The sequence below is a fragment of the Archangium sp. genome (assembly GCF_045802675.1).
In the GTDB taxonomy this organism is placed as follows: Bacteria; Myxococcota; Myxococcia; order Myxococcales; family Myxococcaceae; genus Archangium.
Genome location: NZ_JBJMQO010000035.1, coordinates 117,157 through 134,092, shown reverse-complemented (window position 1 = coordinate 134,092; position 16,936 = coordinate 117,157). Strand labels below are relative to the sequence as shown.

The window sequence follows — 16,936 nt, the reverse complement described above, 5'->3', positions numbered from 1 at the left end:
CCTGCCCCTCCTCCGAGCTCACCATTCCGGGATCGGCGTCACGCGCGGAGTCCCGAGGATCTCCAGGGTGCGCAGCGCCACCTTGATGAGCGTCTGCGCGCACGGCTCGCAACCGCCGGCACAGCACCGGGGCCAGTGCCCCTCGGGGTTGCGCAGCAGAGGCCGCACGCAGGCCTCGTAGTAGTCGGGGAAGGACAGCTCCTCGCTGGCGCGGCGGAGCGCGGAGTTCATCTGCTCTTCGGTCAGGTCGGCCACGGCCCCATTCAAGCAGGAGCGGGGCGCGACGTCCGCCCCCCTGCCGTCTCCAACGAAGCGGACCTTCTCGCTCCCTTCGCGGAAACTCCGAGTCCTTGGACGGTGACGCCGTGGCGCGGAGAGCGCCGCGGTGCGGCATCAGGCAGACGGTCCTGATTGAGCCTGGCGGAAAACGGAACGGCGCCAGTGGCAATGACTGGCGCCGTTTTCATTCAGCCCGTCGGACGGTCAGGGAAGCGGCTGCTGCTTCGTGACCAGAACTGGAGTCTCATTCGCGGCGGTCGAGGCCGTCGTCGTATTGTTGCCCAGCTGGCCGACGTCGTTGCGCCCCATGCAACGCACGCTCAGGCGGGTCCGCAGGATGCCGCAGGTATGCGCCGCCGCTCCGCCCAGGTTCACCTCGATCCATTCGCCCGGTGCGGCGACTGCTGGCACCTTCGAGATCTGCCCGACCATGCTCGCGCTTCCGGATTCGCCGTTGGCGTTGGCGCCCCAGCAGTACAGCGCGAACGTGGTCGTCACGCCGCACGAATGCTGATAGCCGGCCTCGATCTGCAGGAACGACTGCGAGGTCACCAGCGCGGTCGGCGAGCTGACGCCGGTGGCGTCGCTGTCGATGCCCAGCTTGCCGCTGCCGTTGTCGCCCCAGCAGTAGCCGGCGCCCGTCGTCAGCACGCCGCAGACGTGCGACGTGCCGACCGCGATCGATTTGAAATTCGTCGGACCGGACACCTGCGTCGGTGTGTTCTTGAAGTCGCTCGTCAGGTACGAGATCGTGCCGCCGTCGCCGAGCTCGCCATTCGTATCGCTGCCCCAGCAGTAGGCGCGGCCGTCCGTCGCGACGCCGCAGGTCTTCGATGTACCGCCGGTGCTCGTGCCGGCGCTGATCTGCGTGAAAACGATGCCGCCAGAGACCGCCACGGGTGACGTCGCATCGGTCTGCGTGCCGTTGCCGAGCTGTCCGACGCCATTGTCGCCCCAGCAGTACGCCGCGCCCGCGGCGGTCAACGCGCAGGTGTGCGCATCGCCGGCGCTGATCTGCGTGAAGACGAGATTACCCGCCACGGCCACCGGCTGGTGCGCCCACGACGGAATGCTCGGCGCGCCGAGCTGCCCGTCGCCGTTGCTTCCCCAGCAGTAAGCCGCTCCCGCCGCGGTCAGTCCGCAGCTGTGCCGCTCACCGGACGTGATGGCGGTGAACCGCTGCGTGCCGAGGACGTTGACCTGAATCGGGCTGTCCGCGAGCGAGGCATTGTCGAGCGCGCCGTTGCCGAGCCGTCCATCCTGCCCGCCGTTCGTGCCCCAGCAGGTCGCGATGCCGGTGCTGCCGAGATCGCAGCTGAACCCCGCGCCGGCCGTGATGGACCGGTAGAGAATGATGACCTCGATTTCGGTCGTCGCGGTCTTGCTCTCCGACGTCGCGGTGATCGTCGCCTTGCCGCGATCGAGCGCGGTGACGACGCCAGTCGCGGCATCGACCGAAGCGATGGCCGGGGCCGAGCTGCTCCAGGTCACGACCCGGCCGGTGAGCACGTTGTTCGAGGCGTCACGCGTGGTCGCGACCAGCGACGTCGTCAACGTGCGCTCCATCGGCTGCGTGACGCTATTGGCGATCGACACGCTCGCCACCGGGTCGGCCGGATCGCCGCAACCCGACGCCAGTATGCCGAGCAATAATGCGGCGACGTGGAAGCGCCGACGTGAAGGGGATACTGAACGAGCGGATTGCAGCGGATGAGTCATGTACATCTCCTCGGGGATGCGACAGGGACACGGTGTAATGACAACCGGTCAGCTTGGAGGCGCATCCAACGCGAGGCCAATATTTTCATGTCTGCTCGTAAAACCCCCGAGGCCCGAACGAACCCAGCGCTCAACATGAAACCCGCACCTCGCGCACCTGCGGTGACACCTCGTTCACCGAAACCTTCACATCCAGGAAGTGCGCGAACGTCTCCAACTGCGTCTGCGCATGTCCGTCGAGCGGCAGCGTCCGGAACGAGCCCCCTCGCGCCAGCGCGAGCAACAGCATCAACTGGTCACACAGGTGCTCCCCTACCGGCACTCCCGCCTCCAGGTAGACCCGCGCCTCCTCCGCCACCGCCTCGGCCACCGACTCCGCTCGCACGCCCTTCTCCCCGAAGGCCGTGAAGACCTCCGTCACGTGCTCGCTCTCGACCTCCAGGTACAGCGCGTTCCCCGGCCCCACCGCGTGCTTCACCTCCTCCACCTTCCTCTCGTCCGGGAACCACCCGAGCTTCCTCCCCACCGTCTCCAACTCCCGCTTCGCCACCTCGAACGGCACCTGCGAAATCATCGCCGTCGCCTGACGACGCAGCACCTTCCCCCGCTCGGGCAGGTGCAGCGGCTTCAGCGGCGCGGGCTCCACGCTCACCAGGAACTTCCCTCCTCCCGCCGGGAAGAAACCGGGCCGCTCCAGCGTCGCCTCCACGCTCGGCCCCATCTGGCGCACCAACGGCAGGTACGCCTTCGTCAGGAAGTCGAACGGCGGCGCCGCCGGGTTGTGCGTCCCTCCCTCGAGCACCAGCATCGACGGCCCGCTCGCGCTCAGCAGCGCCGGCAGCACCGTCTGCAACACCAGCGTCGCGCTCCCCGCCGTCCCCACCGCGAAGTGGTACTCCCCCGACTTCAGGCTCTTCGGCCGGAACGTCAGCTCCTTCGAGTGCAGCTCCGCTCCCTCCAGCTCCGCGTCTCCCACCGCCGCCGCCGCCTTCACCGCCGTGAGGTGCTGCCGCAACAGCCCCGGCTTCGAGCGCCCCGCCCGGATGTTCACCATCTCGAAGGGCTGCCCCGTCACCAGCGACAGCGCCAGCGACGTGCGCAGCACCTGTCCCCCGCCCTCTCCCTTCGAACCATCGATGCGAATCATTCCCAGTACTCCCACACAGTCGGTGATGAAACGGGGCCCTCGATACCCTCACCCCGACCCTCTCCCGGGGGAGAGGGAGTGGCCCTCGAGGGGTTCCCGCACGTAGCGATGCCCGCTCCCTCATCCTAGCGGCCGAAGCCTCGGAGAGAGCGGGCATCTCGATGTCTCTATCCCCTCATGTGTCTCCTCCCATGCTCGGGGTCCCCCCGTTTCTCTTCAGCCCTTCACGCACACCACCTGCCGCAGCGTGTGCACCACGTCCACCAGGTCCGCCTGCGCCGCCATCACCGCGTCGATCGGCTTGTACGCACCCGGCGTCTCGTCGATCACCTCCGCGTCCTTGCGGCACTCGATGCCCTCCGTCGCCTTCGCGTGGTCATCCAGCGTGAAGCGCCGCTTCGCCGCCTCGCGCGACATCACCCGCCCCGCACCGTGGCTGCACGAGTGGAACGCCTCCGCGTTCCCCTTCCCTCGCACGATGTACGAGCGCGCCCCCATGCTGCCGGGGATGATGCCGAGGTCCCCCTCGCGCGCCCGCACCGCGCCCTTGCGCGTCACCAGGACGTTCTTCCCGTAGTGGTGCTCGCGCGCCACGTAGTTGTGGTGGCAGTTCACCGCCGCCTCCATCAGGCTGAAGTCCGGCAGCTCACCGCTCGCCTTCAGCGCCTCCACCACCGAGCGCAGCATCAGCTCGCGGTTCATCGCCGCGTACTCCTGCGCCCAGCTCACCGCGTGGATGTACTCCTCGAAGCGCTCCGTCCCCTCGGGCAGGTACGCCAGGTCCTGCTCGGGCAGGTGGATGAAGAAGCGGCGCATGTCCTCCTTCGCCAGCTCGATGAAGTGGCTTCCAATCCGGTTACCCACCCCGCGCGAGCCGCTGTGCAACATCAGCCACACGTGGCCCGCCTCATCCAGGCACACCTCGATGAAGTGGTTGCCCGTGCCGAGCGTCCCGAGGTGCCCGAGGTCCGGGCCGCGGTCGATGCGCGGGTGCTTCGCGATGATGGCGTCGTAGCCGGGCTTCAGGCGCGCCCACGCCTCGCGGTGCAGGGCGGGCGCGTCCTGCCACGCGCCACGGTCGTTGCGGCCACCGTTATCCGTGCGGCCGTGCGGCACCGCCTGCTCGATGGCCGAGCGCACCTTCCCGAGCGAGTCCGGGAGCTGCCCGGCGCGCAGCGTGGTGCGCACGGCAATCATTCCGCAGCCGATGTCCACGCCCACCGCGGCCGGAATCACCGCGCCCGCCGTCGCCACCACGCTCCCCACCGTCGCGCCGGTGCCGCGGTGCACGTCCGGCATCACCGCCACCCACTTGTGGATGAAGGGCAGCGCCGCCATCGCCTTCAGCTGCTTCTTCGCCTCGTCCTCGAAGGGCACCCCCACCGTCCACGCCTTGATGGGCACTCCACCCGACTCGTTCGACAGCACTTCGTAGTTGCGCGGCGTCGTCTGCATGACCTGCTCCTTCGGAATCGTTCGCCCGGTCCGTGCCGGGCACGCGAGGGGGTAGAGCAGGCGCCGTGCCAGCCTCCTCCCCGAGGGAGCGCTCGAATCCCCTGCCCGTTCGCCTATCCCTCAGGATAAAGTCCTATCCCCATGGCGAAGGCACAGGCGCGCGAGATGGTGGTCATCGGGATGCTGGGCTCCATCCTCGACACGGGGCGGGGCCCCAAGCGCTGGGAGAAGTGGCGCCCCACGGTGGCCCTCTGTCAGCAGGAGGACCTGCTCGTGCACCGGCTGGAGCTGCTCCATCAGAGCGCTCATGCCGAAATGGCGCGCCAGGTGGCCGAGGACATCGCCCAGGTGTCACCCGAGACGCGCGTGCGCCTCACGGCCATGGACATCCAGAACCCGTGGGATTTGGAGGAGACCTACACGGCGCTGCTCGACTACGCGAAGGCCTACCCCTTCCAGCCCGAGCAGGAGGACTACCTCGTCCACATCACCACCGGGACGCACATCGCCCAGATCACCATGTTCCTCCTGGCCGAGAGCCGCCACCTCCCCGCGCGGCTCATCCAGACGTCCCCGCCCGCGGGCGGCAAGGACTACGGCGGCCCGGGCGCGCACACCATCATCGACCTGGATTTGTCGAAGTACGACACGTTGGCGCGGCGCTTCCAGCAGGAGCAGCGCGAGGGCCTGTCCTTCCTCAAGGCCGGCATCGACACGCGCAACGCGGCCTTCAACCGGCTCATCGAGCGGATTGAACAGGTGGCCACGGGCTCGCGCGCGCCGCTGCTGCTCACCGGGCCCACGGGGGCGGGCAAGTCGCAGCTCGCCAAACGCATCTACCAGCTCAAGAAGACGCGGCGGCACGTGAGCGGCCCCTTCGTGGACCTCAACTGCGCCACCCTGCGCGGGGATGGGGCCATGTCCGCGCTGTTCGGACACGTGAAGGGCTCGTTCACCGGAGCGCTGGCGGATCGACCGGGGCTGCTGCGCCAGGCGAACGGGGGCGTGCTGTTCCTGGATGAGATTGGCGAGCTCGGCGCCGATGAGCAGGCCATGCTGCTGCGGGCGCTCGAGGACAAGCGCTTCCTGCCGGTGGGCTCGGACAAGGAGGCGGAGAGTGATTTCCAGCTCATCGCGGGCACCAATCGGGATTTGCAGGCCGACGTGGAGCGCGGGCGCTTCCGAGAGGATCTGCTCGCGCGCATCAACCTGTGGACCTTCCGCCTGCCGCCCCTGCGCGAGCGCCCCGAGGACATTCCTCCCAACCTCCTCTACGAGCTGGACCAGGCGTCGCAGGCGCTCGGGACGCGGGTGACGATGAACAAGGAGGCGCAGGAGCACTTCCTGCGCTTCGCCACCTCGCCCGAGGCGCGCTGGAGCGGCAACTTCCGCGACCTCAACGCGGCGGTGCTGCGCATGGCGACGCTCGCCCCCGGAGGACGCATCACCCGCGAGGGCGTGGACGAGGAGTTGGAGCGACTGCGTGCCGCCTGGGCGAGGAGCGGGCCGAAACAGCAGGCGATGGTGGACCTCGTGGTGGAGGTGCTCGGGGAGGAGCGGGCCGAGGCCCTGGACCGCTTCGACCGGGCACAACTCGCGGAGGTGCTCGCCGTGTGCCGGCAGGCGCGCACGCTGTCCGACGCGGGGCGGGCCCTCTTCGCGCAGTCACGCGCGCAGAAGAAGAGCGTCAACGACGCGGACCGGCTGCGGAAGTACCTCGCCCGCTTCGAGCTGAACTGGGCCGACGTGACGACGCAGGGAATCGACGAATCAAGGAGCTGAGCGCCCACCGATCTCTGGGAAACGCTCGTAGGCACGCAGGAGCGTGTCCAGGTGCGCGGGGTTGTCCAGGTCGAGCGGCGCGTCCGTGAGCCGGACGACCCACCCGCCCGTCGCGGTACGCCGTGCCCGTGAGAGCAGGTCCGCGTCGCGGGCCGGATCTGGGAACCCGATGGCCCGTGCGGCCGCGGCCGACCAGTAGTTCAGCCACCCGAGGAAATGCGGAACCTCGGGCATGGAGCAATCCCATGGGAGCCTGAGCGATGGCAGCCCATGGGGCGGAGAGTGCGGCCAATCGCCGCGGTGGCGAAACTGTTGCGCCACGACTCCACCATAACCATTTGGTGACGCATGCGCCCATACGGCGCGAGCCCCCTCTCCTATGCCCTCAAGTACATCGACAGCCGCCGCGATGCCGGCAGCATCGAGTGGCATGTCAGCATGAACCTCAAAATGCGGCGGACTCCCCGCCGCAAGACCGTTTGGGTTTTCCATTCCGGCAACCGTCACGAGGTGGTCGTCGTCATCGTTGCAGAGGAACGGAAACCCTCCGTCTCTCATATTGGCCACCATCCATTCGTCGCGGTGAGACAATGCGATGAGGTCTTCCTTTTCCGAAGTCGTCCACTCCAGGCGCAAACCCGGCAGCGTACGTTCCATGGAATGGATGACGGCGGTCGGGCGGTCGTCATGAACCGTGAGCGCAGGCGCGTGTGCGATGATGACGAGGTATTTTTGAGCGGCTGTCATTTCAACACCAATCCATGACGACGACTTTGAGGGTGGGCTCCTCTTCGAACAGCACATTTTTATGCGTGGCGCTTCGCACTCCGATGACGAAGTCGTACCCGCATTCCTCAGCGAGCCTGGCTTCGCGTCTCAGCTCGGGCAGCTTCATCCTGACAAAGAACTTCTGAGAACGAGGCGGTTGTTTTTCAAAATCATCCGTCTTGACATCCCAGAGCGTGCGCGTAGTGAGTTGCAGCGCGTCGAAGTTCTTCCCATTGACGAACACATCCCAGCCGGGAAAGCTGTTTCGCGGAATCTTGTCGGCGCATTCGTTGTGCGTGCCATTCCCGCCCAGGTGCGGCACGGGGATGGGCTCGCACTCCGGACGGCGCTCCCTCCCCGTGGGGTCGGGTGGTGCCGGAGGTGGCCAGTCCTCGCCCGAGGGGGACTGATCCGGCTTGGGCCTTCGCTTCGCCACGTCCATCGGGACAGGCGTCGTCTCTGACTCGGGCCTCACCTCCTCGGGACGGACCCCTCTCAGCTCATACGCATCCAGTTCCTCCTTGATGGCGACCGCCACCACCACCACGCCGATGATGACCACCGCCCCTACGACGAGCTCTGGCTGCGACAAGAGGCAGATGCCCACCATGGTTTCCAGGCTGGCCACATCCGTCGAAGCCACGGGACAACGCCGCCCGGTATCGCGAAAGCGGACCTTCCGGGTGTCGAGCGCGTGAAAGCACCGCTCCACCACCACGGGCCAGGGCTGGGACGCCTCCTGGACGACGCACCGTCCCTCGTCCTTCCAGGGCAGCGCCGCCGCTCGCTGGAGGTTGGTGAGCCTCGGGCTCCGGGTCACTGGCTCACTCTGGCTCGGCACCGGCGTAGCGCAGGCCGGGAGAAGCAGGAGAAGAAGGGCGATGCTGGCTCGAAGACGCATGGGAACGCCCTTTCAAGCAAGCCAGGGAGCGAAGGGTCAAGGCAGGAACGAGGCGCCGGTCCACCAAGTCCGCCTGCGTACCGGTTGAAGCAGGGAGGCAGGCGGGCCCGTAGCTGATTGAGCGCTCGACGTCGGCGCGCGAGCATGAGAGACGCCCCTGCGTGACGAATCTGGAAGAGGCTGCCGTGGACTCCGGGAGTACGCAGGGCGCCCCCGCGATGGGGCTGTGGCGGCTCACCTGGCCCATCTTCTTGGAGTTCCTGCTGTTCATGCTGATGGGCACCGCGGACACGCTCATGCTCAGCGGCGTGTCCGATGATGCCGTCTCCGCCGTGGGCGTCGTCAATCAGTACATCTTCATCTGCATCCTCATCATGGAGGTGCTCAGCAACGGCGCCTCCATCGTCGTCGCCCAGTACATCGGTGCCCGGCGATTCCAGGAGGCCGCCCGCATCGCCGCCCTCGCCATCACGTTGAACTTCCTGCTCGGCCTCGTGGTCAGCGCGGGCCTGCTGCTCCTCGGCGACACCATCCTGACCCACATGAACCTGCAGGGCCCCGTGCTCGCCCATGCCCGGACGTACATGGGCATCGCGGGTGGATTCATCTTCGTCCAGGCCCTCATCAACGTCTTCTCCAGCCTCATCCGCACGTATGGGTTCACCCAGCAATCCATGTACGTGTCGCTGGGAATGAACGTGGTGCACATCCTCGGCAACGCCGTGCTCATCTTCGGCCTGCTCGGCGCCCCGAAGCTGGGCGTGGCCGGGGCCGCCATCTCCACCGTGATGAGCCGCTGCCTCGCGCTCGCCGTCTTCATCTGGATGCTCTACCGCGTGATGAGCGTCCGCATGGCGCCTCGGGACTACGTGACGTTCTCCAAGGAGTACGTCCTCAAAATCCTCAAGATGGGCGTCCCCTCCGCCGTCGAGCAGATGACCTACCACTGCTGCCAGACGGTGTTCCTGTACTACGTCACCTACCTCGGCACCGAGGCCCTCGCCTCCCGGCAGTACGCGATGGCCATCTCCCAGTATGTCTTCCTCTTCAGCCTCGCCATCGGCATCGGCACCTCCATCATCGTCGGGCGCCTGGTGGGCGCGCGCCGCACGGACGAGGCGTACCGTCAGGTGCTCGGAAGCTTGAAGTGGGCCGTGGCAATCACCGTGCTCGTGGACGTGGTCACCATCCTGTTCCGCCAGCCGCTCGTCTCGCTGTTCACGGACAATGGCGACATCATCCGCATGGCCTCCCAGGTCATCGTCCTGGGACTGCTCCTCGAGTCCGGGCGCTCCTTCAACCTCGTCTTCGTCAACGCCCTGCGGGCCACCGGGGATGCCACCTTCACCGTCTACATGGGCTTCCTGTCCATGGTCTGCCTCAGCCTGTCCCTGGGCTACCTCTTCGTCTTCAAGCTGAACCTGGGCCTGGCTGGCGTGTGGCTCGCCGTCGCCGCGGACGAGTGGACCCGGGGCATCGTCTTCTGGTTCCGCTGGCGCAGCCGCGCCTGGGAGGGCAAGTCGCTCGTCTCCCCCGAGCCCGAGCAGCCCGCCCCCGCAGCCGTCGCGCTCGGCGGGTGAGGCCAATCTCCTTGAGGGACGGTCTCGCGACCTGACTACAATGGCCTCGATGCGAACGCGCAGGCCCCTGGTCATCGTCGATGCACTCGCCTCGCTGGCCACCGCCTTCAAGGACATCTTCCCGGGCAGCACCACCACCTCGCTGTCCTCGGCCGAGCTCGCCTCGCTCGTGGAGGAGCTCGGCCCCCGCGCCGCCCTCTCGCCCAAGGTGCTCCCGCTCGACGAGCGCCGCTTCGCCGCCCTCCTCTACTTCGGCCAGCCCGCCCCCCAGGCCGGCCTCCTCGTCGATCTGCGCCGCCCCGTGCGCACCAGCGACAGCCACTTCGCCCGCTCCTTCTGCCGCGTCTTCAACGACGACCTGACCCACGTCACCGCCGCCTGGCCGCTGGATGAGCACTGGGCCTCGCTCGAGCAGACCCGCCTGCGCCGCGCCGTCGCCCGCTTCCTCAATTACCGGCCCCATAAAATGTCCAACTGGGTGCGCGCCATGGAGGACTCCATGGCCCTCACCTACGAGGGCCGCAACATCCGCCACTGCCTCGTCATCGCCCGAAAGACGTCCAAGCTCGTCCAGAAGCTGCAGAGCAAGTTCATCCCCCTGCCCGGCGGCATCTCCATCGAGAACGCCCTGCTGCGCGAGAAGTGGATCCGCACCGTCGTCGACGGCCGCCGCGTCGCCCTGCTCGGCAGCATGAACTCCGGCAGCATCGTCGGCTTCATCTCCCTCACCGAGGTGGACCGCAACGACGCCGCCCTGCGCTACGCCCCCCACGAGACGCTCGTCCCCGTGCAGGCCGTGCTCGCCAACGCCCCCCATGACGTCGCGCTCGTGGCCTCCCCGGAGGGCGATCTCTTCATCCTCAGCGGCAAGGGCTCCGTCTTCCAGAAGAGCCACGGCCACTGGCGCGTGCTCGACTACGAGGCCCTCCACGAGCGGCTCTCCGCCCGCTTCCGCGAGGACGTCGTCATCGGCGTGCTCCGCGCCGCCATCGATCTGTCCTACGAGCGCGTCGGCGCCCTCTTCTGCCTGCTCGAGTCCCGCCAGGAGCTCACCGACCTCATCCCCGACCACGGCCACCCGCTCGCCGCCAACTCCCACCTGCGCCGCAGCCTCCGCGGCCAGAACATCTCCGTCTGGGCCCAGCGCCAGGTCATCACCGCCGCCGCCGCCACCGATGGCGCCGTCGTGCTCGACAAGGACGGCGCCGTGGTGGACATCGCCTGCATGATCTCCAGCCCCAAGGAGATCGCCCGGCTCGGCGTGCGCGAGCCCAGCATGCCCGGCTCCCGCATGCTCGCCGCCTGGCGCGCCAGCTTCCGAGGCGTCGCCATCAACGTCTCCGAGGACGGCCCCATCACCGTCTACGAGCGCGGCGCCGAAATCGGCCGCATCGGCTGAGCGGCTCCGCCCGCTCCTCCGCCAGGCAGGCCGGCGGGCGCTCCGGAGACTCTTCCGCGCGGCCCCGGCGGCTCTCGGTTACTCTGCGCGCCCTCGCTGGGGCCCGGGTGCCCTGGCCCGCCGGGAGTCCACGTGAGGTCCTTCGTCATGGTCGCGCTCGGGGCCACCCTCTGGGGGTGCTGGTCCCTGTTCTTGCGGCCCGCCGGGCTCTCCGGCATCCAGTGCGCGTTCCTCGCCATGGCCTTCACCTCCCTCCCCGCCCCCTTCGTCTGGCGCCGGGAGGCCCTCCGCGACCGCCGCGCCACCCTCGCGCTCGCCGTCCTCGCCCTGTGCGACGCCGCCAACTGCGCCCTCTTCTTCGCCGCCGTCCAGCGCGGCCCCGTCGCCGTCGCCGTCCTCACCCACTACCTCGCCCCCCTCCTCATCGCCCTCGCCGCCCCGTGGGTGTTGCGCGAGCCCCGCTCCTCCCGCGCCATCCTCGGCGCGCCCCTCACTCTCGCCGGGCTCGCGCTCCTGCTCGGCGCGCCCCAGGGCATGGCGGACCCCTGGACCGCGGTGCTCGGCGGTGCCAGTGCCCTGTTCTTCATGGTCAACGTGCTCGCCTCGAAGCAAGCCGCCCGCGCGTACTCGCCCCTGGCCATCACCGCCCTCCACTCCCCCTTCTCCGCCCTCGCCCTCCTGCTCGTCTTCGGACGCTCGGCCCTGCCCCCCGCCCTCGACTCCCGCCTCCTCTTCGTCGCCGCGGGCGCCGTCCTGTGCGGACTCGTCGGCAACACGCTGTTCAATGCCGGACTGCGCCGCATCCCCACCGCCGCCGCCGGCGCCCTCACCTACCTCGAGCCCCTCACCGCCGCCCTCGCCGGCCTGCTCGTCTTCGGCGAGGCCCTCGGCTCCCTCAGCCTGCTCGGCGGGGTGATCGTCCTCGTCTCCGGCGTCTGGGTCGCCAGTGCGCCCCGCGCGCCTGCACAGGTGACTCCAGTGCCCACGGGTACGGGGTGACCCATGGAACGGAGGCCTGGGGCCTACTTCAGTTGTTTTTCGAGGGCGGCCCTTGTTTCCGCGGTGAAGCCTCCCAGCACCTGACTCCCCGTGTCGAAGAGCGGCCGCCGCACGTGGTTCGGGTTCGCCGCCAGGTGCTTCACCAGCTCCTCCTCCCCCATCCCCCCCAGCTCTCCCTTCTTCTTGGGCGCTATCAGCGGGTGGACTCCCCCCAGCTTCGCCGCCAGCGCCCGCACCTCCGCCTCACTCAGCGGCTTCTTCACCAACTCCCGCACTTCCGCCCGCACCTGCTTTTGCGCGAGAAACTCCCGCGCTGACTTACAACCCGTTCAACCGTTCTTGATATAGAGCGTGATGGACATGCCTCCCGTGTAGCAGTCCGCCCGCCCCCCCTCAAATACCCGCTTGCGCTCGGGGCTGGGGGAGTGGTCCTCTTTCTTGACCCCGTTCGCGTCCACGGGAGCAGTCCCCGAATGGAACCCTCCGTCGATAGCCGTGAGTACCGCGTCGTCTTCTTCTGCCCGACCTCGAGCGCCCAGCTCGAGCACATCGAGGCACCCGTGCGCCGCGTGCTCACGCGCATCTCCGCCCCTCCCGCGGAGCTCGCTCCGCTCGAGGCCGCCGGGACGCTCGGCGAGGCGGGCTGGCGCGTGTACCTGGTGCGCTCCATGACCGAGCGCTCCGCCGCGCACGCGCTCGCCGCCCATGTCTCCGAGGCCGCCGCCGCCATCGCCACCGAGCTGGACACCGAGGTGCTCGGGCTCTACGTGGACGTGGGCAGTGACTCGGCGCGCGTGTGCCGCTGCATGCCCGACGAGAGCCCCGAGACCTTCGCCGGCCGCCGCCGCAACGTGTTGGATCGCACCGCCGAGTGGCTCGACGTCAACCCGGCCAGCCTGTCGGCCCTCTTCCACCTCGCCCTGGAGACGGACGAGGAGATGGACGCGGAGGACCGCTTCGTCGAGACGAAGCTGCGCGAAGCCCGCGAGCTGATGCAGCGTTATCGTCAGGGCAAATGAGGTCTCGTACCCCGGCGGATCTCGCCGGCCGCTGTCCCGGTTGCTACCTGCCCACCGCGCTGTGCCTGTGCGCCGAGGTGCCTCGGCTCGAGACGCGCACCCACTTCCTCGTCATCCGCCACAGCAAGGAGGCGAGCAAGTCCACCAACACCGCCCGGCTGGCGGGGCTCGCGCTCACCCACTGCCGCATCCTCACCTATGGCGCCCCGGGTCAGCCCTTCGAGCCCTCCGTGCTCGAGGCCCCGGGCACCTGGCTGCTCTTCCCGGATGCCCAGCCGCCTCCGCCCGGCACGCCCCCGCCCGAGCGGGTGGTGGTGCTGGATGGCAACTGGGCGCAGGCGCGGCGCATGTACCACCGCCTGCCCGCGCTCAGCCGTCTGCCGGGGCTCGCCCTGCCGCCGCCCCCTCCGGATGCCCGGCGCCTGCGCCGCTCGCCCCACCCCCACGCCATGTCCACCGTGGAGGCCATCGCCGCGGCCCTCTCCCTCCTCGAGGGCGAGCACGTCGCGCGTCCGCTCCATGCGCTGCACGAGCTGATGATCGATCGCGTCATGGCCGCGCGGGGCCGGCTGCCCGACGACGAGGATGACTGAACCGCCTTTGAGCCGCCTTCCCGCTTTCGCGTGACGTTCCCGTAGCGCGCTGCTCGCGCCTCCAGGAAACCTATCAAGTCCCCCCGCGGTTCCCAACCTCACAGCTTGACCCGCCCCCCGTACTCCCGTTGAATCCAGCAAAACCGGAGTGGGGTCTGTGTGGTCCGCTGGAGGTGTGCTGTGTTCCCTCGTCTTCCCCGCCCACGCCTCCCCGGCGCGCAGTGGCGCCCCGCGCTGGGGGCCTGGTTCCTCCTCTTCTTCTTCGTTCAGGCCGCCTGCGCCACGAGGGCCCCGTGGGGAGGCCTCACACCGGGCTACCGCTATTCGTCGCCCACTCCCCCACCGGCACCCAGGGAGCGCACGACGGAGCCCGACCTCGGGGCGGCCACCGTGTACGAGGTGGGCTTCCTGGAGCCCGGTGCCGTCGCCCCCCGCCCGGTGCCCATCCGCACGGCGGAGTTCCAGCGGGCCTTCCAACGCCTCAGTGAGGATGTGCGTTTGGGGCGTCGTACTCCACGCCAGGCCGCCCTGGAGCTGCTGCACATGTCCAAGCAGCAGGCGCAGGAGGTGGAGACGGTGGAGAGCGCGGGAGAGTGGAACCTGGAGACGTACGCCGGCCGGGGCTACACCCTGGTGCCGGCGAAACAGGAGGGCCCGGTGTCCCTCACTCCCGAGGCGGAGGAAGCCCTCAAGCAGCAGTACCTGCACTGGTGCGAGTCCCAAGGCGGAGGCGATTGCCTGGGCTTGCTGGACGATGGGCCGTACCTGCGCACGGATGATCGGCGCACCTTCGCCCTGGCCCTGGCCTTTGGCCGCGTGCTGGAGGAGACGCAGCAGGCTCTGGGTCGCCAGCTCAACGCCCAGGCGCTCGTGTCCATGGCCGTCTGGACGGTGGCCTTGTACTGCATGCTGTGGGTAGTGCCCGAGCCCACGACCAAGCTGCTGGCCGCCAGCCTGACGGTGATTCTGATGGGCTGGCTGGGGCTGGAGACGGTGTACGGGCTGATGGACGGCTGGGCCCGCATGGCAAACGCTGCCCATGAGGCCACCACCTTCGAGGAGTTGCGCGCGGCGGGCGAGGAGTTCGGCCGGGTGCTGGGGGAGGACGCGGCGCGGACGCTGATTCTGGCGGTGTCCACGCTCGCGGGGCGCACGCTGGGCGAGGTGGTGGCGCGGGTGAAGTCATTGCCGGGCTACAATCTGGCCGGGGCGCAGTGGGAGGCGCAGGGCGGAGCCGCAGCCCTGGCGCCCGACGTGGCCGAGGAGACGGCCCTGGCGCAGGAGAGTGCGCTGGCTCGAGCCGTGGCGGTGGCGGAGACGGTGGCCACCTCGCCCCAGGGCCCCCTGGCCGTGGTGATGTTCAAGAAGGCGCCAGGCAGTGCGGCGGGACAGGCCCCGGGAGGCCGCTCGGCCCGTACGGTCATCCGCCACCGGGGCGGCAACCAGCAGGTGGAACTCAATGATAGCCAAAGATGGCACTTGCGACGAGGCCAATCACTCGCGGACATCCCCGCCCAGGACAAGGTGGGGGACCAGATCCAAGAGGTGGTCGCCAAGGCGGCGAAGGAATGGGGGCCGCACGAACTTTCCCCCAATGAGAGGGCCGCCATCAAAGACGCGACGAACAGGGGGAGACACTGGCTAGCGCGCCTCTTGGAGCGCGAGGCTCGAGGGCGGTTTGTCCACAGCAAGGTGGAAGAACAATTCCGCGGGATTCTCAAATGGAACCACCAAGGCGTCGACGTGGTTGACCTGAAGACAGGCCGTCAGTACGAGATTCTTTCCGGCACCGAGTCGAATCTGGCGCGACATGGCAGGCGCATGGCGAGCGAGTTCTTCCGGATGATCACCTTCTGAGAGGCGCGCAGATGGAGTGGCTTGAGAACGTCCTGATCGAGGACAAGGAAATCGACAACGAGCGGCTGGAACTAACCGACAAAGGCTCCCTCTATTTTCTTGGTCCAAACCTGACGCTGAGCCACTGCACCGTCGTCCTGAAGGTGTCCTCCAAGCGCCTCCATATCCTTGCAGGATCACGGTTTGTCGACTGCACCTTCGAGGTGAAGCAGGAGCTGAACAACCATGACTGGTCGCGTGCGTTCTTGGTGGGCTGCCGGTTTATCGGGCGGCTGTCGGGGTGCGATTTCGGTCATCGGTACCCACAAACGCCCGGCAGGGAGCACGGCGGCATTGAGGCTTGCGATTTCTCCGAAGCGCGCCTGGATGGGTGCCGCGTCCATGGCTGTGACACCCGCACTCTCAAATTTCCTCGATGGCCGTGCTTCACCTTCCTGGATCCCATAGAACGGGCTCCTGAACTACGCAGCGTCAAGTGGCCGGAGCGCTTTGGTAGCGTCGTTATCGAGGAGTTGCACACCCACCCTCCTTCGACCAGGGCGCTGACGTACCATGCCCCTTCGGTGGCCAAGCGACTGGGGACCACGGAGGCTCAGCTCCGGGCCGTCATCGAAAAGTTCGACTGCATCGTCTACTGACACAAGGCGCGGCGCGCGATGAGCCCCCGCGCGGGCAGTGGTAGGTTGCTCGCCGTGAAGCAGAAGCTGGTTTTCGACTACACGATGCAGAGCCTGCTCCGGGTGCTGGGACAGCCGATCTCGCCCGGACACCGCACCGGGCTGGCGGCACTGGGCGTCGACCCGGGCCAGGCGCTGCTGCCGGCGTACCCGATCGAGACGTACTCCGCGGTCATGGGCTTCATCACCGGGCAGCGCTGGCCGGGCCTGTCGCGGGACGAGGCCGGCTTCGAGCTGGGCCGGGCCTTCATGAGCGCCTACCGGGAGACGCTGATGGGCAAGGCGGTGTACTCGGTGACGCGCGTCATCGGGCCGCACCGCACGCTCGAGCGGATGAGCCGCAACTTCCGCAGCGCGAACAACTACACCGAGACGCGCCTGCGCAAGGTGGGGCCGAGCACCTACGAGCTGTGGTTCAACCACGCGCTGAGCACCGGCTACTTCCGGGGCCTGCTCACCGAGGCGCTGGACAAGGTGGGCACCCCGGGGCTCTCGGTGACGCTCGCCTCCAGCGCCTCGGGCGAGGCCACGTTCCGCATCACGTGGAAGGAGTAGGCCCCCGCCGGGCGGGGCTCTCCGGCCGGACTCGTGCGCCTACGGCTCACTGGAGTGACGGAGACCCGGCGACCGGGCTTCAGGCCTTGAATTCGACCTGCGCCAACGGGCCGTGGAGCGCAGCCGCCTCACGCGCGGCCTCCAGCGCATCCTCATGACTGCCCCCCTCGGAAAAAAGCGCGGCCCGCTCCCCGATGCCCCCCGGC

General features: G+C 68.5%; 16 protein-coding genes. 9 read left to right on the top strand and 7 right to left on the bottom strand.

Annotation, left to right across the window (positions count from 1 at the left end; genetic code table 11):
- Positions 1–18: 18 nt before the first annotated feature.
- The 4 genes from ACJ8AN_RS10690 to ACJ8AN_RS10675 all read right to left on the bottom strand — a co-directional run bounded on the left by ACJ8AN_RS10690 (position 19) and on the right by ACJ8AN_RS10675 (position 4,600).
- The gene (locus ACJ8AN_RS10690) at positions 19–231 is read right to left on the bottom strand and encodes a hypothetical protein (protein WP_407755212.1); all 213 of its coding nucleotides are present in this window, start codon (positions 229–231) and stop codon (positions 19–21) included.
- A gap of 252 nt (positions 232–483) precedes the next feature.
- Positions 484–1,998, bottom strand: coding sequence for an Ig-like domain-containing protein (locus ACJ8AN_RS10685; protein WP_407755179.1), 1,515 nt, complete (start codon positions 1,996–1,998; stop codon positions 484–486).
- 130 nt (positions 1,999–2,128) lie between these two features.
- Positions 2,129–3,145 carry an RNA 3'-terminal phosphate cyclase gene (gene rtcA / locus ACJ8AN_RS10680; RefSeq protein ID WP_407755178.1) on the bottom strand — a complete coding sequence of 339 codons (1,017 nt, stop codon included), beginning with the start codon at positions 3,143–3,145 and terminating at the stop codon, positions 2,129–2,131.
- Between the two features lie 216 nt (positions 3,146–3,361).
- Positions 3,362–4,600 carry an RtcB family protein gene (locus tag ACJ8AN_RS10675; RefSeq protein WP_407755177.1) on the bottom strand — a complete coding sequence of 413 codons (1,239 nt, stop codon included), beginning with the start codon at positions 4,598–4,600 and terminating at the stop codon, positions 3,362–3,364.
- 141 nt (positions 4,601–4,741) lie between these two features.
- On the opposite strand from ACJ8AN_RS10675, the gene rtcR reads away from it, so the two are divergent.
- Entirely contained in the window at positions 4,742–6,382 is a 1,641-nt protein-coding gene (gene rtcR / locus ACJ8AN_RS10670) for an RNA repair transcriptional activator RtcR (protein ID WP_407755176.1), read from the top strand.
- Here rtcR and ACJ8AN_RS10665 read toward each other — a convergent pair.
- Both ACJ8AN_RS10665 and ACJ8AN_RS10660 read right to left on the bottom strand, forming a co-directional pair.
- Positions 6,371–7,129 carry a DUF5953 family protein gene (locus ACJ8AN_RS10665; protein WP_407755175.1) on the bottom strand — a complete coding sequence of 253 codons (759 nt, stop codon included), beginning with the start codon at positions 7,127–7,129 and terminating at the stop codon, positions 6,371–6,373. The genes rtcR and ACJ8AN_RS10665 overlap by 12 nt on opposite strands.
- Position 7,130: 1 nt before the next feature.
- Positions 7,131–7,793: a DUF6310 domain-containing protein gene (locus ACJ8AN_RS10660; RefSeq protein ID WP_407755174.1), complete on the bottom strand. Its 663-nt coding sequence runs from the start codon at positions 7,791–7,793 to the stop codon at positions 7,131–7,133.
- Positions 7,794–8,269: 476 nt separating this feature from the next.
- Here ACJ8AN_RS10660 and ACJ8AN_RS10655 point away from each other — a divergent pair, with 476 nt between their 5' ends.
- The 3 genes from ACJ8AN_RS10655 to ACJ8AN_RS10645 all read left to right on the top strand — a co-directional run bounded on the left by ACJ8AN_RS10655 (position 8,270) and on the right by ACJ8AN_RS10645 (position 12,029).
- Positions 8,270–9,631: an MATE family efflux transporter gene (locus tag ACJ8AN_RS10655; RefSeq protein WP_407755211.1), complete on the top strand. Its 1,362-nt coding sequence runs from the start codon at positions 8,270–8,272 to the stop codon at positions 9,629–9,631.
- A 49-nt stretch (positions 9,632–9,680) separates the two neighbouring features.
- Entirely contained in the window at positions 9,681–11,030 is a 1,350-nt protein-coding gene (locus ACJ8AN_RS10650) for a hypothetical protein (protein WP_407755173.1), read from the top strand.
- A 132-nt stretch (positions 11,031–11,162) separates the two neighbouring features.
- Positions 11,163–12,029 (top strand): EamA family transporter, encoded by an 867-nt coding sequence (locus ACJ8AN_RS10645; RefSeq protein WP_407755172.1) that lies wholly within the window; start codon positions 11,163–11,165, stop codon positions 12,027–12,029.
- Positions 12,030–12,052: 23 nt separating this feature from the next.
- Here ACJ8AN_RS10645 and ACJ8AN_RS10640 read toward each other — a convergent pair whose 3' ends face one another.
- Positions 12,053–12,292: a hypothetical protein gene (locus ACJ8AN_RS10640; RefSeq protein WP_407755171.1), complete on the bottom strand. Its 240-nt coding sequence runs from the start codon at positions 12,290–12,292 to the stop codon at positions 12,053–12,055.
- A 210-nt stretch (positions 12,293–12,502) separates the two neighbouring features.
- Between ACJ8AN_RS10640 and ACJ8AN_RS10635 the strand changes: the two genes are divergently transcribed.
- The 5 genes from ACJ8AN_RS10635 (at position 12,503) to ACJ8AN_RS10615 (ending at position 16,730) form a co-directional block, all read left to right on the top strand.
- Positions 12,503–13,048: a hypothetical protein gene (locus tag ACJ8AN_RS10635; protein WP_407755170.1), complete on the top strand. Its 546-nt coding sequence runs from the start codon at positions 12,503–12,505 to the stop codon at positions 13,046–13,048.
- Positions 13,045–13,641: a tRNA-uridine aminocarboxypropyltransferase gene (locus ACJ8AN_RS10630; RefSeq protein ID WP_407755169.1), complete on the top strand. Its 597-nt coding sequence runs from the start codon at positions 13,045–13,047 to the stop codon at positions 13,639–13,641. Before ACJ8AN_RS10635 ends, ACJ8AN_RS10630 begins: the two co-directional genes overlap by 4 nt.
- 180 nt (positions 13,642–13,821) lie before the next feature.
- Positions 13,822–15,498, top strand: coding sequence for a hypothetical protein (locus ACJ8AN_RS10625; protein WP_407755168.1), 1,677 nt, complete (start codon positions 13,822–13,824; stop codon positions 15,496–15,498).
- 11 nt (positions 15,499–15,509) lie between these two features.
- A complete protein-coding gene (locus tag ACJ8AN_RS10620; protein ID WP_407755167.1) occupies positions 15,510–16,136 on the top strand; it encodes a hypothetical protein in 627 nt (208 codons plus the stop codon).
- An 18-nt stretch (positions 16,137–16,154) separates the two neighbouring features.
- Positions 16,155–16,730 carry a DUF2378 family protein gene (locus ACJ8AN_RS10615; RefSeq protein ID WP_407755166.1) on the top strand — a complete coding sequence of 192 codons (576 nt, stop codon included), beginning with the start codon at positions 16,155–16,157 and terminating at the stop codon, positions 16,728–16,730.
- Positions 16,731–16,936 lie beyond the last annotated feature (206 nt).